Raw genomic sequence first — 19,734 nt, 5'->3', positions numbered from 1 at the left:
TATGCGCTCTGGTTTTAATCCCAACAAAGATCAGTTGGTTCCTCCTTCCAAGTACCTCCATCAAGTGGTAGTACCGGTGCATATCCCTCATCAAACCGACTACTTTAAGGAAAGTCTTTCCATTTTACAGTTTTGTTTAGATTCCCTAACCGCTACAGTGCAGCCGTTTACCTTGATTACCGTAGTCAATAACGGATCTTGCGAGGCGGTGGTCCAAGAATTAAACCGCCGTCATCATGAAGGTACAATTCATGAAATCATCCATACGACTGCAATAGGTAAAGTCAATGCTTTACTGAAAGGATTGGTGGGGCATCAAACCCCTTTGGTAACGCTTACCGATGCCGATGTGCTGTTTAAGCCGGGTTGGCAAGAGGAAACGATTGATTTGTTTGAAAAAGTAGAGCGTATTGGGGCAGTCGGACTCATTCCGCAAATGAATTTGTTTCGGATCGATGGATTTTCGTTGGTATGGGAATATTTGTTTTCATCCCGCCTGCGTTTTGCCAAAATACCCGATGTTGCTGCTGCCGAACGTTTTTATGACAGTATTGGTTGGAATCGCAACTATAATCCAAACCATTTGTTGTACAATTTGCAATATACTGAAAATGGCAAATCCATGTGGGTAGGTTCAGGACATGTAGTGACTACGTTTAGACGCGATGTTTTTCGCGAAATACAACAGTCCGTTCCGCATCAACTAGGCGGAGATTCGGAATGGTACCTCGAGGAAAAACCCTATCAGTTTCATTACCATAAAGTAACGACAGCGTCAAATTTTGCCTTTCACATGGGTAATGTGAGCGAATCATGGATGGAAGTTCCGTCTACGATGCCCAAAACCTCGACGCGAACGCATATTGCATTGTCTCCCTCAGCGCCCAAGATTAATCGTGTCGCCTACTATTGGCGGTATCGGTTTTGGCGTAGAATTATGATGAACACGCCACTGCTTTTCCGCTGGTGTATCCTTCGTAAAGGGCTTCCAAAATCGGTGATAGACTCATGGTAACCAATCCCGTATTTAGTTTTTTAATCACTACACGCAACCGTTGGTCGGACTTGCAATTTACTTTGCAACAGCTTTTACCGTTACTCCAGCGAGAGGATGTAGAATGTTTGGTTGTTGACGACGGCTCTACCGATGGAACCACTGCTTTTGTCAAGGCGCAATTTCCTCAGGTTCAAATTTTTACCAACCCTGAGCCCCAGGGGTATATCTATAACCGTAACTTTTTGTTGCATACTGCCAAAGCGCCCTATTTGATTAGTTTGGATGACGATGCACATTTTGTGTTGCCGCAACCCCTTGAAATCATTCAGCATCACTTTGAAAAGTATGCCCGTTGCGGACTCATAGCTTGCCGTGTTTTTTGGGGAAAAACGTTGCCTGCTTCACTCCAAACAGATGCTTTACCCCACAATGGATTTGGATTTGTAGGGTGTGGACATGTGTGGCGCAAAACTGCGTGGGAGTCTATTCCTGATTATCCAGAGCATTACGGATTTTATGGCGAAGAAGAATTTGCGTCGATGGCGCTCCTCCAAAAACGTTGGGAAATGCATTATGTTCCCGATCTACTCGTTCACCACAGGGTAGAAGTTCGCCAGCGAAAAAATGATGCCGATTATGCTTTTCGTCAGCGAAAAGCGTTTGCCAATGGTATACGAAATTACATGACCTTTTACCCCTATTTTCGCCTTCCGTATACCCTGGCCTATTGCACGGTCGTACAGTTTTTAAATAAACTAAAAGCACGGGATTATGTCGCTTTTTGGGCTACATTTCGTGCAATTTTTAGTATATTGGGCACCTTAGGGGTCTTGTTTCAAAGCCGATACCGTTTGACCAAAATGCAGTATATTCGGATGAAAAAGTTACCTTTGAACCCTATATTCTGGAAACCTAACCCATGACAAACCCGAATATCGCCATTATTCCAGCCCGTGGCGGGTCAAAACGCTTACCCGGTAAAAACATTCGTATACTGGGGGACTTGCCGTTACTCGCACACAGCATTCGGTATGCTCAAGCTTCTTCGCGTATACAACGGGTAATCGTTACTACCGATGATCCAGCGATTGCAGCAATAGCCTCGGACTATGGCGCCGAAGTCATTCAACGTCCCCATGAATTATCGGGTGATGAAGCCCCTACCGTTTCGGCATTGCAACATGTGTTAGCGCAACTCACCGAATGGCCTGAGGCTGTGGTCGTACTACAACCCACCAATCCCTTGCGGCCTGTGGGACTTTTGGACGAGGCTTTAGATTATTTTGAGCAACATAACGTGTCGGGATTGTTTACCGTTTCGCCCAATCCCCACAAATTAGGACGTATCCAAGCGCAACGTTTTGTGCCCTTTAATTACCATTTTGGCCAACGCAGTCAAGATATGGAGCCGTTGTTTTACGAAAATGGGTTGCTCTATGTTTGTAAACCCTCGCTCATTACCCAGGGTGCTGTCATGGATGAAACCTGCTATCCGTTGGTCGTTACGCATCCTTATGCTGCAGTCGATATCGATACTGAAGCCGACTTTGCCTATGCCACTTTTTGTCTTAATTATTATCAAACTAAACATAAATCAAACCACCCATGAATCCATACTTTGAAATCGCTGGTCGAAAAATAGGACCGGATTATCCTCCCTTGGTAATCGCCGAAATTGGAATTAATCATGAAGGCGACTTGGAAGTGGCCAAGGCGATGGTTGATGCCGCACAGCGAGCGGGCGCTGAGGTCGTGAAACACCAAACCCATATTGTTGCCGACGAAATGAGTGGTGCGGCCAAAAAGGTTATTCCCGGAAATGCCACGGTTTCAATCTATGAAATTATGGAGCGATGTGCTTTAAATGAAGCCGACGAATGGGCCTTAAAAACCTATGTGGAAAGCAAAGGAATGATTTTTATTTCCACCCCTTTTTCCCGTGCCGCCGCCGAACGTTTGAAGAAATTTGATATTCCTGCCTATAAAATCGGTTCGGGCGAATGCAATAACTATCCTTTACTCGAACATATTGCTGCTTTCGGAAAACCGGTGATTTTGAGTACCGGAATGAATACCATCGAAAGTGTACAAAAAGCGGTAGCTATTTTTGACCGCTATCAGGTTCCTGTCGCCCTTTTACACACCACCAATTTGTATCCAACCCCTATACCGCTCGTTCGATTGGGAGCTATGACGCAGTTGCATGAAGCATTCCCCGATAAGGTTTTTGGATTGTCCGATCATACGTTAAACAACCATGCATGCCTTGGAGCAGTCGCACTAGGGGCCAGTATCTTGGAACGCCATTTTACCGACCACATGCAGCGTACGGGACCCGATATTGTGTGCAGTATGGATGAACAAGCCTGCCGTGAATTGATTGTGGGTGCACATGAAATTTGGCAAATGCGTGGCGGTGAAAAACGTCCCGCGGCCGAAGAACAAGTGACCATCGATTTTGCGTTTGCCACCGTTTGTTCTATTGCTCCGATTGCTGAAGGGGAAACGCTAACCAAGGATAATATTTGGGTGAAACGACCCGGAACGGGAAAGATTTTAGCCGAACATTTTGATTCATTGCTCGGAAAAAAAGCAACCCGTGCCATTGCGGCCGATGAACAATTGGATTTTTCTGATTTTAAATAAATACTATGCGCGTAGGAATGAACCCCCAAAAAAGCGAAGGCTTTATTTCGTTGACATCCAAACACCGGATGATCATGGTTTGTTATATTCCTGATTTTAGTGATTATTACCAAGCCTCCTTTGAGGTGTTACAACTCTGTGTCGAATCGGCGATAAAGACTTTTAATGCGCATGGAAAAATTACCTTGGTCAACAACGGAAGTTGCGCCGCAGTGCGAGCTTATTTCAATACATTGTTTGAGTCAGGACAGATCGATAGTGTAATTCACCATCAAGAAAATATGGGTAAAATAGATGCCATGATGCACGCCGCTCGTGGGGTTCGAGAGGAATACATTACCTTCTCGGATACCGATATTTTATTCAAAAACGGCTGGCAAGATGCGGTGGAACTGCTTTTAGATTCGTATCCCGATATCGGTTCGGTTTCCCCTATATCGGTACGCAACACACACAGTTATGTCACCGTGGCTACGATGCGTAAATTACTTCGTGGGAAATACCGTTTTTATTACGAATCATTACCCCAAAATATGGAAGATTACAATCGTTTTCTTCTCAGTATCAATTGGAAACCCATTGAAGATGTTCAGGTAAAATGGCCTGTCATTGATTTGGGCGCTCATAAAGTTTTGATGGGATCCGGGCATAGTGTTGTGACGATTCGCCGTTCAATTGTACGGGATTTTGTACCCAAAGATCCCACGTTGATTTTGATCGGAAAACATTCGGTGTATAATTACATCGATTTGCCTGTAGATTTGGCTGGAAAAATGCGGGTTTCTACCTATGCCAATTGGGCATACCACATGGGGAATGCTCCTGATGCCTGGATGCATGACATTCAAAAAGACAATCTAGCCGCCCCTCAAACCCCGTACACGCCCCCCGTTTTTCAACAAGGGAAAATGATCGACTACAAAACGTTTTGGTACAAAATTCAAAAAGAGGTGTTCAAAAAACTATTCTTTTTACGTTATCCCAACCCATGAAAAAAATTGTTTTTTTAACCGGTACCCGTGCCGATTTCGGTAAAATCAAATCCTTGATACAAATACTAGAGGAACATCCCGATTTTGAACCCTATGTTTTTGTGACGGGCATGCATTTGCAACAAACCTATGGCTATACACTCATAGAAATTCAACGGTGTCAGTTTTCACAGGTACATACGTTTGAGAATCATACCCATGAAACAACAATGGACTTGACGTTGGCCAAAACGATTGAAGGATTTTCGGCCTATGTCAAAACAATACAGCCGGATATGATTGTGGTGCATGGCGATCGGGTCGAAACCCTTGCGGGCGCCATTGTAGGTTCGCTCAACAATATTTTGGTTGCGCATATTGAAGGGGGCGAATTGTCGGGAACGGTTGATGAACTAATTCGCCACAGTGTTTCCAAATTAAGTCATGTGCATTTTGTTTCCCATGAAGAGGCGGCCAACCGGTTGATCCAAATGGGTGAAATGGAACCCTCTATTGTAACCATCGGGTCGCCCGACGTCGATATCATGTTTTCCGATCAGTTGCCTTCCCTTGATACTGCCAAAACCTATTATGAAATCCCGTTTGACGCCTATGGAATTCTGATGTTCCATCCCGTGACTACCGAAGCGGCAGCCATGCAAGGCTATGCCCAGCAATTGGTTCAGGCCTTACTCGACGATACGCATAACTATGTCGTGATTTATCCGAATAACGATTTAGGCAGTCAAAAAATACTAGATGCTTACGCTGCTTTTCAAGGACACTCGCGCTTTCGGGTGTTTCCTTCCTTGCGGTTTGAGTACTTTTTAACGCTATTAAAAAATGCCCAGTTCATCATCGGGAATAGTAGTGCGGGCATCCGCGAAGCGCCCTATTATGGAGTGCCTATTGTTAATATTGGCACCCGTCAGCAAAATCGCGCCTTGCATGCCGATATCATCAATACCGATTATTCTTTTGAAGCCATTCGCGAGGCCTTAAAAGGAATCGATGCCCATGCGGTACAACCTTCGGCATCTGATTTTGGGGCGGGTAATAGTGCAGCCCTTTTTCTAGCGGCTTTGCAACGTCCAGGGTTATGGGACATCAACCATCAAAAGCAGTTTAAAGACCGTTAATTTTTTGAGTTGTTGTGAAAAAAAGAATCAAATCAATCCTCAGTCGCTTATTGCCTCAAGGTAGGTTTCGGGAGCAAATAAAGTTACGGTATTACCAATGGCGTGCGCCACGCGGTATTCGGTTTGCTTTGGAGCCCACCGCTTCCGGTTGGATTTACTGCACTACGATTGAGGGGGTTTCTATTCGCACGGTCGATCCGGTGTATACGGTGGCTAATGATTTTTTTTACTATCAAAAATTTTACAAACCCCAACCCGGCGATGTGGTCATGGATGCAGGCGGCAATGTAGGCATGATGGCCTTGTATTTTGCCCAACTCGTAGGACCTATGGGAAAGGTGTATTGTTTTGAACCCGATACGCACAACCTTCGCGATATACAGCGGAATGTAGCAATTAATCCCGAGTTACATGACCGAATTGTGGTGCAGTCTGAGTTGTTGTGGAACGCCAATACGTGGGTTGATTTTCAAGAATCGGGAACGGTGGGTTCTTCGGCCGTTTGGTTTTCGGGTACCGAATCGATTGTCAAAAAGCAGGCCCTTACCATAGATGCTTGGGTGCAATCGTTGGGATTGACGCGTTTGGATTTTATAAAAATGGACATTGAAGGGGCAGAGATTGAAGCCTTGGAAGGCGCCACGACCACATTGCAAACGTTACGGCCCAAAATGGCGATAGCCACGTACCATATCGTCAACGGAGCGCCCACGTATGCATGGGTAGAAACCTATTTTACAAAGCTATCGTACCCGCACCAAACCCTGTCGTTTACCCGCCAAGAAATTTTAACGTTTGCGGGGTAGGTTTTGAAAAAAATTATGGTTAAATTTATGCATCATTAAACGCCTAGAATTTATAAGCCCCATTTTTTGTGCGTTTAGGCCATGTAAATTAATTTTTTTTATTAACCATAATTCTTTTTTTTTATGAAATCAACCCTCTACTCAATGTTGGGTGTACTCTTGTTAGGTGGTACATCTTTTGCGCAAAACAACACTGTTTTAAGAACTAGCGATCCTGCACCAAGTTTTGGTAATGTTTTTGTTGGCTTTGGTTCTGGAAATAATGTAAGTAACGTTGCCTCTACAATCAATGGATTAAATGTTTTTGTTGGATTTCAATCTGGTTTTAATGCTAATGCAACTTTAGGTTCTAATACTGAAAATTCAAGGAATACATTTCTAGGTGCATTTTCTGGATTTAATAATACAACAGGTAGTGATAATGTATTTTTAGGAAATAGAGCTGGGTATTTGAATACGACAGGTAGTAATAATGTGTCTATAAAAAGTGTTCGAGATCTCAATTCAAGTCCAAATGTAATGACGGGAAACAATAACACTATGGTTGGATTTCTCACTGGAGACCGATTGACTAGTGGTTCTAATAATTCTTTATTTGGACAGGGTGCTGGAAGAAATCTACAATCTGGAAACGATAATGTTTTTCTTGGAACTCTTGCAGGATCAGGTGCACAATCAACCACAAATAACATCTGTATTGGCAATGGAGCTAATCAAATGGCTATATTGGGTACGAATAATATTTTTATTGGAACGACAGCAGCACAAAATTTGAACAATGGAGCGGGTAATACCATAATTGGTTTAAATAGTGGAGAAAATTTGACAGCGGGTTCATTTAATACATTTTTAGGAAGAGTTCAAATTCCTACCACAACCCCCAACCTAAGTAATACTGTAGTAATAGCAAATGGTGGAGGTGACCAAAGGTTTTATTCAAGTCCTAATGGAAATGTCGGTTTGAGTCTAGGTAATAATGTAATTCCTGCCAATCGTTTGGTTATTAATGCTACTGGAAATGGCTCTGTAGCCAATACTATGGGGCTACGTTTTAGCGGCATAATCAATACAAATTTTAACCCCTTACCGGCAACTTCCAATCGAAGAGTGTTGTCTGTGAATAATGATGGTGATGTTATTTTAGTTGATGATATTGGAGGTGGTGTAAATCAAAGTTGTGCCACGGCAGGTTTCTTAACTGTAAACTCAAATACAGCGAATCAATTGGCTTGTAGTCAAGTTTTTGATAATGGTGTTGGAGTTGGAGTTGGTTTTAGTTCCATCCCCACAGACCCCAATTTTTTTAATTATAACTTTAATTCAAGTTTTTACACAAATTACGAAGGAGCTATTGTACATAATCAAGGTAAAGTTGTATTTCACGTGAATGGAAATGCTCGTGCAACAGGTGTTTTTACTACCTCTGACCAAAAGTTCAAAAAGGATATAAAACCAATAGAAAATGCGTTAAGTTTGGTGGAGAAAATTGAAGGAAAAACCTATTTGTGGAACCAAGAAGCATTTAAAGACAGAAATTTTGATGGTGGAGGGCATAGTGGTTTTATCGCTCAAGAGTTAGAAAAAGTACTTCCTCATGTAGTAGCTACGCAACCCAATGGTGAAAAAGCGGTAAATTACATTGAAGTAATTCCATACTTAGTAGAAGCTATCAAAGAACAGCAAGCTCAAATTCGCGAGCAAAAGTTAATGATAGAGGAACTTACCAACAAAATCACGACTGACTTAAAAGAGGAGTTTAGAGCTGTAGATCAGTTATCAACCTCAAAAATTGTTTCGGTTTCACCCAATCCATCCAATCGTGATATTCAGGTATATTTAACGATCCCAAGCAATGTAGAACAAGCTTCTTTACAAATATTCGATGCCAACGGTCGTCTTCGCGCCTTTTTTACCATCGATGAAAGAGGTAACTCTATCCAAAAATCCTTACTAAAGGACAATTTTGGTGCAGGGGTGTATGGCGTGAGTTTATGGATCAATGGAAAAAAAGCCGATACCCAAAAGATTATTTTTAACTAATACAAAAAGAAACTAACATTAAAACGCTGGGCTTTGGTTCAGCGTTTTTTTATCTCTAAATTTGACCCATGAAAAAATTAGGTGTGGTCATCACAGATGGGGTTGGTTTCCGAAATTACTTGTTGAGTGATTTTATGCAAGAGGCTGTACAACAATTTGATGAAGTGGTCATTCTTTCCTACATTCCTCAAACGGCCTATATTGATTTGAAAATCCCAGTAAGGGTTATCGAATTGGAAGCGCTTGAGGAAAATTTCTTTCAATGGTTTTTTAGGAAAGCGAAAGAGGTAGCTCATTTGAAAAAACATCAAAAGGGAAACTTCGGTATTCAAGATAATTTACAAACCAATACAACCAAAGCGATGACCACTCGCGGCATTGCAACACGTTGGATTTTTCGATTTACCCATTTTTTTCATTCTGAAAGATGGATTCAACGATATACTCGCTGGCAACAATTATGTTTTAAAAATCATCGAATTACCAAAAATTACGAAACCATTCTAAAACATGAAAGATTTAGCCATTTGTTTTTTACACACCAGCGGCCTCCTTTTATCGCGCCTTTAGCATATCTAGCCCAAAAACAAAAAATAATTACCTCTACGTTTATTTTTAGTTGGGATAACTTGGCTTCCAAAGGACGAATGGCGGCCAACTTCGATTATTACTTGGTGTGGAGTAAACTCATGAAAGAAGATTTGATGACATTTTATGAGAAAGTTCAAGCGCATCAAATCGCTGTTGTTGGAACGCCCCAATTTGAATCCTACGTTCTCCCGCGTTATGAAACTTCAGAGGATGCGTTTTATGCAAAATTTCAATTAAAAAGAGAACTTCCTACCATTTGTTTTAGCTGTGGTGATAGCTCTACCAGTAAAAATGACGAGCTTTACATTCAATGTATTGCCAAAGCAATTGAAGCACAAAAATTACCAAATGCCAATCTTTTGGTTCGAACTTCGCCCGCCGAAGACCCCGTTCGATTCAAAAATTTAGTTGCCCAATTCCCTTGGATTCAGTGGAACTTTCCGAAATGGGAATTGTCGAGAAGCTCACACCAAGAATCGTGGTCACAACGAATTCCTTCCATTGAAGATGTAAAGGATTTGAGAGCTATTTTGATGTATTCAACACTTAATGTGAATATGTTGTCAACCATGAGTCTTGATTTTATGCAATTCAATAAACCCGTTGTGAATCCAGTTTTTGGGAATAAAAATAATGGATTGTATGATGACCAACGGTTTTTAAAGTATGCCCATATCGAACATGTTATCCAATCCGGTGCTACTCAAGTTGCTTTGGATGAAGCCTCTCTGATAACTGCCATAGCACAATATCTGGCACAGCCTGAACTACACACTACCCAACGGCAAAAACTCATCGACCTCGAAATCGGATTGCCCTTACACGGAACCAGTGCTCGAATTGCTGAAACCCTTTACCAATGGTCGTAACGCCCATGCATATTGCTGTCGTGTGTAACTACCGTTTGATGCCCGAACGGGTAGGAGGGATGGACCATTTTTTTGTGCAATTCAACCAACAATGTTTGGCTGCGGGCATCACTGTCGATTGGTATTTTCCCAACACGGCAACCCATTTAGACTATGCCTCTTTTTCATTGATAGCGGCCGAACCCGAGGCTTTGGAAACCGTTTTTTTAGCACAATTGCCCCAAAAAAACTATCGGGTTATTTTTACCCATTTTCTCGAACTCTGCACGCCTTTTTATGCACAAGTTCGTCAATTGTCGCAAGCCCGTATCGTTGCCGTAGATCATAATCCACGTCCTGCCGGAGGGTATTCGTGGAAAAAGCGCCTTGAAAAACGAATCAAAGGATGGCGTTACCAAGCATCAATCGATTTATTTATTGCGGTATCCGAGGCGATGAAGCGCGACCTCATTGCCGATTTCGGTTCGATTCCTCCTTCAAAAATTCGCGTCATTCCCAACGGAATTGACGATACCCGCTTAATTCAAAAAACCGATTTTACACCGCGCTATCATTTTTTAACCGCTTCGCATTTGCGCCCCGAAAAAGGGCTACACGATCTTGTTGCGGCTGTAGCACAGTTGGATCGAACCGCTTTGCCCCATTTTCAAATCTCAATTTTTGGAGAAGGACCTGCCGCAGGAGCCTTACAGCAGCAAGTCGCCGCCCATCAGTTGGAATCCATCATTCATTTTGAAGGAAGTGTGCCTACGTTACATCAGCGGTACCACGAGTTTGACGCGCTCCTGCATCCCTCTCACGGCGAAACCTTTTGCTATGCGGTGGTTGAGGCTTTGATGGCCAACCTGCCCGTAATCACTACGCGTCACCAAGGCAATGTATTGGGATTGGTGCAGCATGGAGTCAACGGACTTTTATTTGAAGAAGGGGGTGTTGATGAATTGTCGCATCATCTAAAAACGCTACTTTTGAATCCGACAATGCTCCAAAATGGTTGGCATCGTTGTCCCGAAGTACGCCAGTATACGTTGGGTCAAATGGTTGAAAATTATTTAAATATCGTGCGCGAATGCTCTTCAACTCCATAGGCTTTTTACTTTTTTTACCCCTCGTGTTTGGGGTGTATTGGAGCTTGTCTCGAAAGGCATTGTGGATACAAAACGCCTTTTTATTGGCGGCCAGCTACTTTTTTTATGCGTGTTGGGATTGGCGGTTTTTGTTCTTACTTCTATTTTCTACCGTACTCGATTACTATACCGGATTGCGCATGCACCAAGCCCGAACACCAAAGGCAAAGACCTTTTGGTTTTGGTTGAGTATCGGCGTCAACCTCAGTTTTTTAGGCGCCTTTAAGTACTACGATTTTTTTGCTACATCGTTTCAATCGTTGATGGGCCAAATGGGACTTAAGGTCGATGTGGTAACCCTTTCGCTGGTGCTTCCAGTGGGGATTTCCTTTTATACTTTTCACGGACTCTCGTATGTGATTGATATTTATAAAAATCGTATCGAACCCGAACGAAATCCTATTACGTACGCCCTTTTTGTGACTTATTTCCCGCTTTTAGTGGCAGGTCCAATAGAACGTGCAACCCATTTGCTGCCTCAAATCAAGGTCAAACGCCAATTCTCCTATCCCCTGGCAGTTGAAGGGATACAACAAATCGTTTGGGGTTTGTTTAAAAAAGTGGTGGTGGCCGATAACTGCGCTTTTTTTGTGGATGAAATTTTTAAAAATAGCGGTTCACTTTCCGGAGGGGAGCTCCTTGGGGGCATGTTTTTGTTCTCCTTTCAGATTTATGGGGACTTCAGCGGCTACTCGGATATTGCGTTGGGAACCTCTAAATTGTTTGGAATTCAATTGCTTAAAAATTTTAACTTTCCTTATTTCGCGACCGATATTGCCGATTTTTGGCGCAAATGGCATATTTCACTTTCGTCTTGGTTTCGGGATTATGTCTACATTCCGTTGGGCGGTAGTCAAGGTTCCCGAATGCGTCAGCTGCGTAATGTGATGGTGATTTTTTTGCTAAGCGGTTTTTGGCATGGCGCCAATTGGACGTTTATCGTTTGGGGCTTGCTCCATGCTTTGTTGTTTATTCCGCTTTTGCTTCTAAAACGAAACCGAAATTCGGTACACCAAACGGGCTATCGCTGGTCGGATGGATTTCGAATGCTAACCACTTTTGTGTTGGTGAGTATCGCTTGGGTTTTCTTTCGGGCCGATTCCCTTACCGATGCCTTGCATTATCTCACGCGAATGACCCATTTGTATCCTTTTGATTTTGACTTTTTCTATAAAAATGCCAAGTATACCTTACTCACCGGAATCACTGTTTTGGCGCTACTTTACCTGCTAGTTCAAGAAGGGTATTGGGTGTTTACCAAACAAAGTCAACCTGTATTTTCACCGCGATGGACCCTTTGGGTTATTGTCATGTTGTTTGCTATGGGTACGTATCGCAATCAAATGAGTTTCATCTATTTTCAATTCTGATGCAAAAGTTTTTAAAGAAAATAGCGCTGTATGGTCTTGGAGCATTTTTGCTGGTCAACGTTTTGGCGATTGCCGTATTGTATGGTTTGCGAAAATCCTCGTTTTACAAACCCTCGTATGTCGCTTCACATTACGCCCCAAAAAATTTAGATTATGTGGTCATTGGCTCCAGTATTGGGTTGACGACTTTAAACACCCAACGCATCGACAGTCTCACAGGCCTGCAAGGGTTTAATTTAAGCATCGACGACACCTCGTTAAGTTCCAACTATTTGATGTTGCAGCATTTTTTTGCCCAAGGAAAAACAGCGAAGAATTGTATCTTGGCCCTAAGTTATTGGGATGCCGATAATGCGCAGCCCACGTTGAACAACAATGATTATCGGTTTTTACCTTTTGTCAATGCATCCTATGTCCATGACTATTATGCCGAAATGGAGTCTGGATATTTCAAACCCCTCACGTTTTCGCAGTATATTCCAGCTATTGGGGTGGCCTATTACAATACCGAATTAATTGTTCCATCGCTTTTAGGGATGGTGCAACCCCAACGAAAGAATCGTTTTGATGCCCATGGAGATTATGCCTATCCGGGCGAAGGGATTTCCAAAAATGTCCCTTTTAAAACGGTTACCGTCTCGTGGAAGAATCCGTTTATACAGCGTATTGCCGATTTATGCGCAGCACATCAAACCCGTTTGATCGTCTATCAAGCGCCGCAGTACCACACCCAAGTCCTCATGGAGCATCCAGATTATCGTATCCTTAACCATTCACAATACTTTACTGAGGCGAAGTATTTTTACGATGCTATTCACGTGAATTATCGCGGACGTCAAGCGGCAACCGATGCGGTCGTCAAGGCGATTAACGAAGGATGCTTCCAAAAATAATGGTTATATTTGGCGCGAATCCTTTTCAAATGGCAACCCACGCATGATGCATATTGGTTTTATTTCTATGGAATTTCCGCACCCCCGTGTTGGGTCTTCTGGCGGCATTGGAACCAGTATTTATAACCTTGCCAAAGGACTTATCGCAAGGGGGCATAAGGCTACTGTTATTTTGTATGCGCAAAAAGAGGATGCTGTTTTTGAAACCGAAGGCATAACGGTGTACATGGTTAAAAATGTAGTTGTGCGCGGTTTTTCACTTTATTTTTCTCAAAAAAAGGTAGAAGCCCTTCTCAACCGGTTGCATGCCGAAGGGAAAATGGATATTGTAGAAGTCCCCGAATGGACAGGTTTTTCGGCTTTTGTGCAACCCAAAAAATGTCCCGTCATTGTCAAGTTGCACGGCAGCGACACCTACTTTTGCCATTTGGAAAACCGTAAGGTGAAATTTAAGAACCGCTTTTTAGAAGGTCGCGCCCTACGAAAAGCCGATGGCATTCTTGCGGTAAGTGATTTTACCGGCCGCACGACCAATGCTTTATTTGGATTACAACGGTCGTATACCGTGCTTCATAACGGCTTGGATACCCAACAGTTTAGCCGTGTTCCCCAAGTGGCAACCACCAAAACCATTGTGTATATTGGGACTTTAATTCGTAAAAAAGGGATGATGGAATTGCCCCATATTTTTAATACGCTATTCCAAAATGACCCCGAGGTAAAGTTGGTGTTGGTGGGAACCAATGCCTTAGACATCAGTACCCAATGGCAACCTACTTGGGATTTAATGCAGCCGCTTTTTCACCCCGATGCGTTTCAAAATGTGCACTATGTAGGAGCTGTCCCTTACGAAGCCGTACAAGGCTACTTGGATGAGGCAGCGGTGTGTGTATTTCCCTCTTTTGCCGAAGCCCTTCCTGTATCTTGGATTGAAGCCATGGCAATGGGGAAAGCCGTGGTAGCCTCCAACATTGGTTGGGCGCCCGAAATTATTACCGATGGCGAAGATGGCTTTTTGGCTGATCCGCGCGATCATTCGGCTTTTGCGCAACGTATTTTATCGCTACTTCAAAATCCAGAAAAGGCTCTAAACATGGGTAAAGCCGCCCAATTGAAGGTGCAAAAAACGTTTGAATTGGATGCCATTGCCGCCCAACATGAGGCGTATTACCAAGCGCAAATTCAAGCTAAAAAATAACTCGTTTTAGGTTGCTATCCTCTTGTTTTTTTGGTGTAAAATCGTACAGACTAACCCGTTAGAATTGCTTACATTTGCGGGAATTTGAATGATTTTTGCAGTATGAATTTTCAAACCTATACTACCTCAAAGGGAGAAACGCTTTACTATGTGGGGCAACCCGATACCGCTATGTTGGAGGCATTGGCAGCAGGCTATGGCGATATATGGCATGCGTCTTTTGATCAAGGATTTAAAAATGCTTTTCCCGAAATTGTCTACCAAACCGTTGTGTTTTTTTGGTTTGTTAATGATTTTGACGGTTTGGACCAATGTGTAAGTTGGCGCATCAATCCCGATGCCTTCGTAGTGCGAAAGTCGGTTTGGGACACACTGCAAGGATTCGATGCTACGTACACCAATCCCGTAATGGCAGCATTCGATTTCGGATTCAATGCGTTACGCTTTCAAGGTGCGATTCCGATGTATGTGAAAGGACTTTTTCCCGCGACAACCCAAGCAGCACCAAAAATAAGTCGTCAAGACCGTTACGATTTTTACCGTCGTAATTTTAAATTCTCCCATGCGCTGTATATGGCATTCCGAAAAGGCTGGTGGAACCCCCTTGAGTGGTGGGCTATGGCCAAAGCAAAATCCCGTCTTCAACAGAAGATAGAAATGCCCGTTATTCCACCCAAACCTCTGGAACCTGTTCAAGGAAATCCCACGGTGAGCTACATTATCCCCACGATGATGCGTCAAGATTTTACCTTGAATTTATTGGGCGATTTAAAGCAACAAACCTATCTTCCAACCCAAGTGGTTGTGGTGGATGCCACTCCCGAAAATGCCAGAGATGCCTCGTTATATCGTCCTGAAGATTATCCCTTTGAGGTAATTTTCCGTTGGCAAACAACGAAAGGAAGCTGTCGGGCACGCAATGAAGCTATTGCCTTATGTACGGGGGATTTTATCATTTTTGGAGATGATGATATACGCATTCCCCCTGATTTTATTGAAAATCATATACGCTTGTTACAAACCTACGGTGCAGGAGCTGCCAATGGGCTTGATATTCGTGCCGACCACCAGCAACAAGACCTGTCGGATTTAGCTTATAAATTACAACATTACAAAGGACAACGTTGGTTGGTAGGTTGTGCCTCTACGTTCAATAACGCCAATTCGTGCGTGCGTCGCGAGCATGTGCAAACCCTTGTGGGTAATGACATCAACTACGATGGAGGCTATGGCGAGGACAGTGATTTTGGATTGTCCCTCACCAAAATTGGGGTCGACGTGTTGTTTAATCCGTTTTCGACCAATTTGCATTTAAAACCCCCGATGGGAGGGTATCGTTTTTGGGGGAGCCAGGCGAAGTTGATGGGAAAAAAACGCAAAGCCCAACCTTGGGAATTGGATACGCCCGTAAAATCGATTCGTCCAGTTCCGAGTCCCACCATCATGTACCAACTCCACAAACATTTTACCGCCGAACAACGCAAAGAATATGGGGTGAAATACTTTATTTTTTACCTTTTTAAGGGAAAACCTTTGATGTTGCCTCTGCGCGTATTCCGACTTCCAATGCGTATTTTGCAGTACCGAAAATCGGTGTTTTACGCAAAAAAATTAATGGCTTTAGGCAAACGAACACAGTAATATGATCGTCTCGGCTCATTGGGAAAAACAAGGCATTCGTCGTCAATTAGATACCGCGATACACGGGTTGCAATGGCAGCCTGAAGCTCTAGTTGTGACCGATTTTTCCGAGCCCTGTTTGTTGGAAATTGTCTTTGATGCTCCGCTAACCGCTTTTCAAAATCACGCCTACCGTTGGGAAGATTTACCCCAGCAACACCCCGTCTATTGTGGTTTGATGGTGCCCAAAGTGATGCGATTGGCCAATGGGCAACTGATACAAGCTACCATTCAAGGGGGGCATTGGGAACTCCATGCGCGCTATCCCAATCGTTTGCGATGGTGGTTTTATCCCGAAAAGGCGCAGGTGCTGACCCGTTACACTGGAAGGCATCACGAGCGCCAATTGGAATCGGTAGCGGGCGTTGCATCTTTACCAGCGCTTCCGGGCTTGCTTTTTTGTAGCCAATTTGTATCGTGGAGTAGGGCATCAATCCCATTTGCGGCTACCGCTTGTTTTACCGATCACTGTGATTTTGATACGCCTGAAAATTTGGAAACCCAACGCAAGTTCCTCCAAGAATGCGGTATTCGGGTAACCAAAGGAATGTTTTTACATCATTTTTCTAAACGCGAGAACAATGCTTCTTGGGAGCGGGATGCGGCCTTATTACAGGCTTGGGCCAATGACGGGCACGAATTGGCCTACCATTCGTTAACCCAATCCATTCGCGATAAGGAAGCCGCTTTTACGGAATTTGAAACGACGATGCCTCCAGTGCCTATGCCTACTTGGATTGATCACGGTTACCAACCCTATAATGTGTCGTTGTATGCCAATGAAGGAAAAGGGAATTCTTGGTTGGGACAACAATTGTCGGTCAAAAAAATCGTCAATCTTTGGAACTATGTAGATTGCGGTACTGCCACAAAAGGGGTCTTAAATCAGCTTAATCCGCAGCATTTTACCTTAAAGGCTTTTCACAAAGGCAATCAATCCTTAGGATTTACCAAGCGACTTTCTTTGCTCATTAAAGAAATTTTATTTCATTATTATGCCCAAGAATCGCTGATTCGTCACTACAAATCGTTGGCTTCACAATTCAAAGCGGTAGTATTCCGTCGGCAATGGCGCCAGTTTCCCGAGTTTGTTCAAAAAATGGTAGGCTTAATCGGTCCGCTCTCCAAAGTGCTCTTCAAGTGGCGTTCTCGTGCCCACGAATCCTTTCCCTTAGCCCGATACCAAACGCTCTTTTTCGAATATACTTTTGATTCCTATCCTGTATCCATTTTTCAAACCGTCGAAATGGTCGATTTTGAACGCGCTTTATGTGCCTCAAATATCGACGATTTGGTTGCGGATAGTGGCGTTTTTATTGCCCATACCTATTTCTCGGTTCCCATGGCGTACCATACCGGCCGTCTCTTGTTGAATGACCAAACAGTGCATCCAAAAGTGCGCGTCAATTTTGAATATTTGGGGGCTAAAATCCGCGAACAAGCGGTATGGAATCCTACACTTGACGAATGGATGGCCTATGTCAAAGGATTTACAAAAACGGTACTCACCTGCGATGCTTCGGGCCATTGCGTAGTGTTGTGTGACGGTCAATTAAACTATCGCATCACAACATCATGATACAATTTCCTACCACTGCGACTGATTTTGAGGCTTGGGATGCTTTTGTAGAGCAGTATCCACAGGGCGCTCATTTGTTGTATTCCGATTGGTTACATTCCTACCGAAACTACGGATTTCAAACGGAAATAGGGGTGTATCAAACGGCAGAGGGCATTCAAGGAGGTTTTGGGGCTGTTATTGCCAAAGTGCTGGGTTTTCGATTTTACATTATACCCTACGGACCTATTGGCACAGCACCCGAGGTAATTCAAGCCTGTTTGGAGGCGGCAGTGAATCGCGCACAAGCGGTAGGCGCCTGCATGATTCAGTTTACCATTCCGATGGGAACCCAAAACTGTCGACCCATGTATCCGTTTCATAAAGATTATATCCCACAGGGATTTCAAAGCGGAAATGCCTTCAAATACGTTTATTCCAGTCCGGGATTTAATTGGGTGGACCTCACGGGCCAAAAAACAGTTGAGGGTTTAATAGAATCTTTTCCTTCGGCTTCTTTTCGTCGGGATGTTCGCAGCGGTATGCGGAAAAACGAACAACTCTCTTATGCCCTTACTCCAGATGAAGTGGCTCAAGCCTACGCTTTATGTCAGAAAAATGCTGATGAAAATGGCTATCAAATTCGATCATGGTCCGACATCGGTCCAACACTACTCAACTTGATTGGTAAAGGGCGATTAAAACTGTTGACCACCACATCGGATGGGCAACTCAAAGGCGCAGGATTGTTTTTAAAAGCGGGACACTATTACACCTATGTCATGGGGGGGACTGTTAAAGAGAAACCCACGCGGCATACCGGCCATTACCTCCAAATGAAGGCGTTAGAAATGGCACTTCAAGAGGGAATGGATGGTTACAATATATCCTTAGGGGGCTCTGAGGGTGTGAAAGCGTTTAAAGGGAGTTTCGGCACAGTACCCTACTATTTTCACGAAGGGACCTATTACCGTGTATTGAAACCGATTCGCTTTAAAATTTTTCGTTACTTTGACACGTGGATAAAACCCTATAAAGGACGCATTGCAAAACTCTTAAAACGGATTAAAAGATAAATGAAGATTGAAAATAAGGAATTCTGGGAACGGGAAGACGTGATTTATTCTCAGGATAAGACAGTAGAAAATACGGCCAATTATGAAGCGTATTTGTATGAAAAAGCAGTAGCTTATTTTCAAGCGCAACAAATCTCCATTCAACAAGCTAAAGTGTTCGGATGTGGTACGGCGCGTGAGGTAAAGGGACTTTTGGAGTTTATGGACATTCAGAAAATCTACGCTACGGATATTTCTGAAAATATGATTGCCAAAGGGAGAGAAAATATCCAACGTTGGGGGTTCTCCGATAAAGTGACGCTTGGCGTTCAAGATGCGGTAACCTACACGGCTCCCGAGGCAACCTATGAGTTGGTGACCCTAATGAGTTGTATCCTCACTTTTGTAGCTACACAAAAAGAACGGTATACGCTTTTTCAAATGGTGCATCGCATTTTAAAACCCAACGGATGTTTGCTGGGTGTTGTTCACAATCAAGTGGGTACGCCTCAAAAAACGTTCTACTTCTGGTTACGACGATTGTTTAAACCATTACTTCGAAATGAGGTGGGCAACCGCAATACGGGATTTTATGGATTTAATGTAAAAGGGTATTATTTTTCCAAAGCGGGCTTGTACGATCATTTGAAAGACAACGGCTTCAAGAATATAGAAATCAAATCGCTATCGGAGTTGTATAAAGAAATGGGGATTCCCTACAACCGATTGAAAGGCTATAACAATTTAATCTTTTTTGCAACGAAGTAAGGCATTCAGCAGGCATGAGTATTTTT

General features: G+C 43.3%; 17 protein-coding genes. All 17 read left to right on the top strand.

What is annotated here, in order from left to right:
- Position 1 precedes the first annotated feature (1 nt).
- Positions 2-1,015, top strand: coding sequence for a glycosyltransferase family A protein (locus tag BUC17_RS10300; RefSeq protein ID WP_073364014.1), 1,014 nt, complete (start codon positions 2-4; stop codon positions 1,013-1,015).
- Positions 1,009-1,920 carry a glycosyltransferase family 2 protein gene (locus BUC17_RS10295; protein WP_073364012.1) on the top strand — a complete coding sequence of 304 codons (912 nt, stop codon included), beginning with the start codon at positions 1,009-1,011 and terminating at the stop codon, positions 1,918-1,920. The genes BUC17_RS10300 and BUC17_RS10295 overlap by 7 nt, the downstream gene beginning before the upstream one ends.
- A complete protein-coding gene (locus tag BUC17_RS10290) occupies positions 1,917-2,606 on the top strand; it encodes an acylneuraminate cytidylyltransferase family protein (protein WP_073364010.1) in 690 nt (229 codons plus the stop codon). Before BUC17_RS10295 ends, BUC17_RS10290 begins: the two co-directional genes overlap by 4 nt.
- Positions 2,603-3,643 carry an N-acetylneuraminate synthase family protein gene (locus BUC17_RS10285; RefSeq protein ID WP_073364008.1) on the top strand — a complete coding sequence of 347 codons (1,041 nt, stop codon included), beginning with the start codon at positions 2,603-2,605 and terminating at the stop codon, positions 3,641-3,643. Before BUC17_RS10290 ends, BUC17_RS10285 begins: the two co-directional genes overlap by 4 nt.
- 17 nt (positions 3,644-3,660) lie before the next feature.
- Entirely contained in the window at positions 3,661-4,635 is a 975-nt protein-coding gene (locus tag BUC17_RS10280; RefSeq protein WP_159433947.1) for a glycosyltransferase family A protein, read from the top strand.
- Positions 4,632-5,753, top strand: coding sequence for a UDP-N-acetylglucosamine 2-epimerase (gene neuC / locus BUC17_RS10275; protein ID WP_073364004.1), 1,122 nt, complete (start codon positions 4,632-4,634; stop codon positions 5,751-5,753). Before BUC17_RS10280 ends, neuC begins: the two co-directional genes overlap by 4 nt.
- A 14-nt stretch (positions 5,754-5,767) precedes the next feature.
- Positions 5,768-6,559, top strand: coding sequence for an FkbM family methyltransferase (locus BUC17_RS10270; RefSeq protein ID WP_083544896.1), 792 nt, complete (start codon positions 5,768-5,770; stop codon positions 6,557-6,559).
- A gap of 123 nt (positions 6,560-6,682) precedes the next feature.
- The gene (locus tag BUC17_RS10265) at positions 6,683-8,599 is read left to right on the top strand and encodes a tail fiber domain-containing protein (protein ID WP_083544893.1); all 1,917 of its coding nucleotides are present in this window, start codon (positions 6,683-6,685) and stop codon (positions 8,597-8,599) included.
- A gap of 68 nt (positions 8,600-8,667) precedes the next feature.
- Positions 8,668-10,059, top strand: coding sequence for a hypothetical protein (locus tag BUC17_RS10260; protein WP_073364000.1), 1,392 nt, complete (start codon positions 8,668-8,670; stop codon positions 10,057-10,059).
- Positions 10,050-11,147 (top strand): glycosyltransferase family 4 protein, encoded by a 1,098-nt coding sequence (locus BUC17_RS10255; RefSeq protein ID WP_073363998.1) that lies wholly within the window; start codon positions 10,050-10,052, stop codon positions 11,145-11,147. Before BUC17_RS10260 ends, BUC17_RS10255 begins: the two co-directional genes overlap by 10 nt.
- Positions 11,129-12,556 (top strand): MBOAT family O-acyltransferase, encoded by a 1,428-nt coding sequence (locus BUC17_RS10250; RefSeq protein WP_073363996.1) that lies wholly within the window; start codon positions 11,129-11,131, stop codon positions 12,554-12,556. Before BUC17_RS10255 ends, BUC17_RS10250 begins: the two co-directional genes overlap by 19 nt.
- On the top strand, positions 12,556-13,449 hold the full coding sequence (locus tag BUC17_RS10245) for a hypothetical protein (protein WP_073363994.1): 894 nt from the start codon (positions 12,556-12,558) through the stop codon (positions 13,447-13,449). Before BUC17_RS10250 ends, BUC17_RS10245 begins: the two co-directional genes overlap by 1 nt.
- Entirely contained in the window at positions 13,406-14,647 is a 1,242-nt protein-coding gene (locus BUC17_RS10240; protein WP_234977704.1) for a glycosyltransferase family 4 protein, read from the top strand. The genes BUC17_RS10245 and BUC17_RS10240 overlap by 44 nt, the downstream gene beginning before the upstream one ends.
- Positions 14,648-14,749: 102 nt before the next feature.
- Positions 14,750-16,288 (top strand): glycosyltransferase family 2 protein, encoded by a 1,539-nt coding sequence (locus BUC17_RS10235; protein WP_073363992.1) that lies wholly within the window; start codon positions 14,750-14,752, stop codon positions 16,286-16,288.
- Between the two features lies 1 nt (position 16,289).
- Positions 16,290-17,906, top strand: coding sequence for a hypothetical protein (locus BUC17_RS10230; RefSeq protein ID WP_073363990.1), 1,617 nt, complete (start codon positions 16,290-16,292; stop codon positions 17,904-17,906).
- A complete protein-coding gene (locus BUC17_RS10225; protein ID WP_073363989.1) occupies positions 17,903-18,961 on the top strand; it encodes a GNAT family N-acetyltransferase in 1,059 nt (352 codons plus the stop codon). The genes BUC17_RS10230 and BUC17_RS10225 overlap by 4 nt, the downstream gene beginning before the upstream one ends.
- A complete protein-coding gene (locus tag BUC17_RS10220) occupies positions 18,962-19,708 on the top strand; it encodes a class I SAM-dependent methyltransferase (protein WP_073363987.1) in 747 nt (248 codons plus the stop codon).
- Positions 19,709-19,734 lie beyond the last annotated feature (26 nt).

Source organism: Flavobacterium fontis (assembly GCF_900129405.1).
Taxonomy (GTDB): domain Bacteria; phylum Bacteroidota; class Bacteroidia; order Flavobacteriales; family Flavobacteriaceae; genus Flavobacterium; species Flavobacterium fontis.
The sequence above is the reverse complement of the archived record's forward strand: the minus strand, read 5'-3'. Positions and strand labels throughout refer to the sequence as shown.

Bases quoted from the DNA above. Each gene is read 5' to 3' on its own strand.
- BUC17_RS10300 (WP_073364014.1), top strand. From the start codon at position 2: ATGCGCTCTGGTTTTAATCCCAACAAAGATCAGTTGGTTCCTCCTTCC.
- BUC17_RS10255 (WP_073363998.1), top strand. From the start codon at position 10,050: ATGGTCGTAACGCCCATGCATATTGCTGTCGTGTGTAACTACCGTTTG.
- BUC17_RS10220 (WP_073363987.1), top strand. From the start codon at position 18,962: ATGAAGATTGAAAATAAGGAATTCTGGGAACGGGAAGACGTGATTTAT.
- BUC17_RS10235 (WP_073363992.1), top strand. From the start codon at position 14,750: ATGAATTTTCAAACCTATACTACCTCAAAGGGAGAAACGCTTTACTAT.
- neuC (WP_073364004.1), top strand. From the start codon at position 4,632: ATGAAAAAAATTGTTTTTTTAACCGGTACCCGTGCCGATTTCGGTAAA.
- BUC17_RS10290 (WP_073364010.1), top strand. From the start codon at position 1,917: ATGACAAACCCGAATATCGCCATTATTCCAGCCCGTGGCGGGTCAAAA.
- BUC17_RS10265 (WP_083544893.1), top strand. From the start codon at position 6,683: ATGAAATCAACCCTCTACTCAATGTTGGGTGTACTCTTGTTAGGTGGT.
- BUC17_RS10280 (WP_159433947.1), top strand. From the start codon at position 3,661: ATGAACCCCCAAAAAAGCGAAGGCTTTATTTCGTTGACATCCAAACAC.
- BUC17_RS10230 (WP_073363990.1), top strand. From the start codon at position 16,290: ATGATCGTCTCGGCTCATTGGGAAAAACAAGGCATTCGTCGTCAATTA.
- BUC17_RS10285 (WP_073364008.1), top strand. From the start codon at position 2,603: ATGAATCCATACTTTGAAATCGCTGGTCGAAAAATAGGACCGGATTAT.
- BUC17_RS10295 (WP_073364012.1), top strand. From the start codon at position 1,009: ATGGTAACCAATCCCGTATTTAGTTTTTTAATCACTACACGCAACCGT.
- BUC17_RS10260 (WP_073364000.1), top strand. From the start codon at position 8,668: ATGAAAAAATTAGGTGTGGTCATCACAGATGGGGTTGGTTTCCGAAAT.
- BUC17_RS10245 (WP_073363994.1), top strand. From the start codon at position 12,556: ATGCAAAAGTTTTTAAAGAAAATAGCGCTGTATGGTCTTGGAGCATTT.
- BUC17_RS10225 (WP_073363989.1), top strand. From the start codon at position 17,903: ATGATACAATTTCCTACCACTGCGACTGATTTTGAGGCTTGGGATGCT.
- BUC17_RS10240 (WP_234977704.1), top strand. From the start codon at position 13,406: ATGCGGTCGTCAAGGCGATTAACGAAGGATGCTTCCAAAAATAATGGT.
- BUC17_RS10250 (WP_073363996.1), top strand. From the start codon at position 11,129: ATGCTCTTCAACTCCATAGGCTTTTTACTTTTTTTACCCCTCGTGTTT.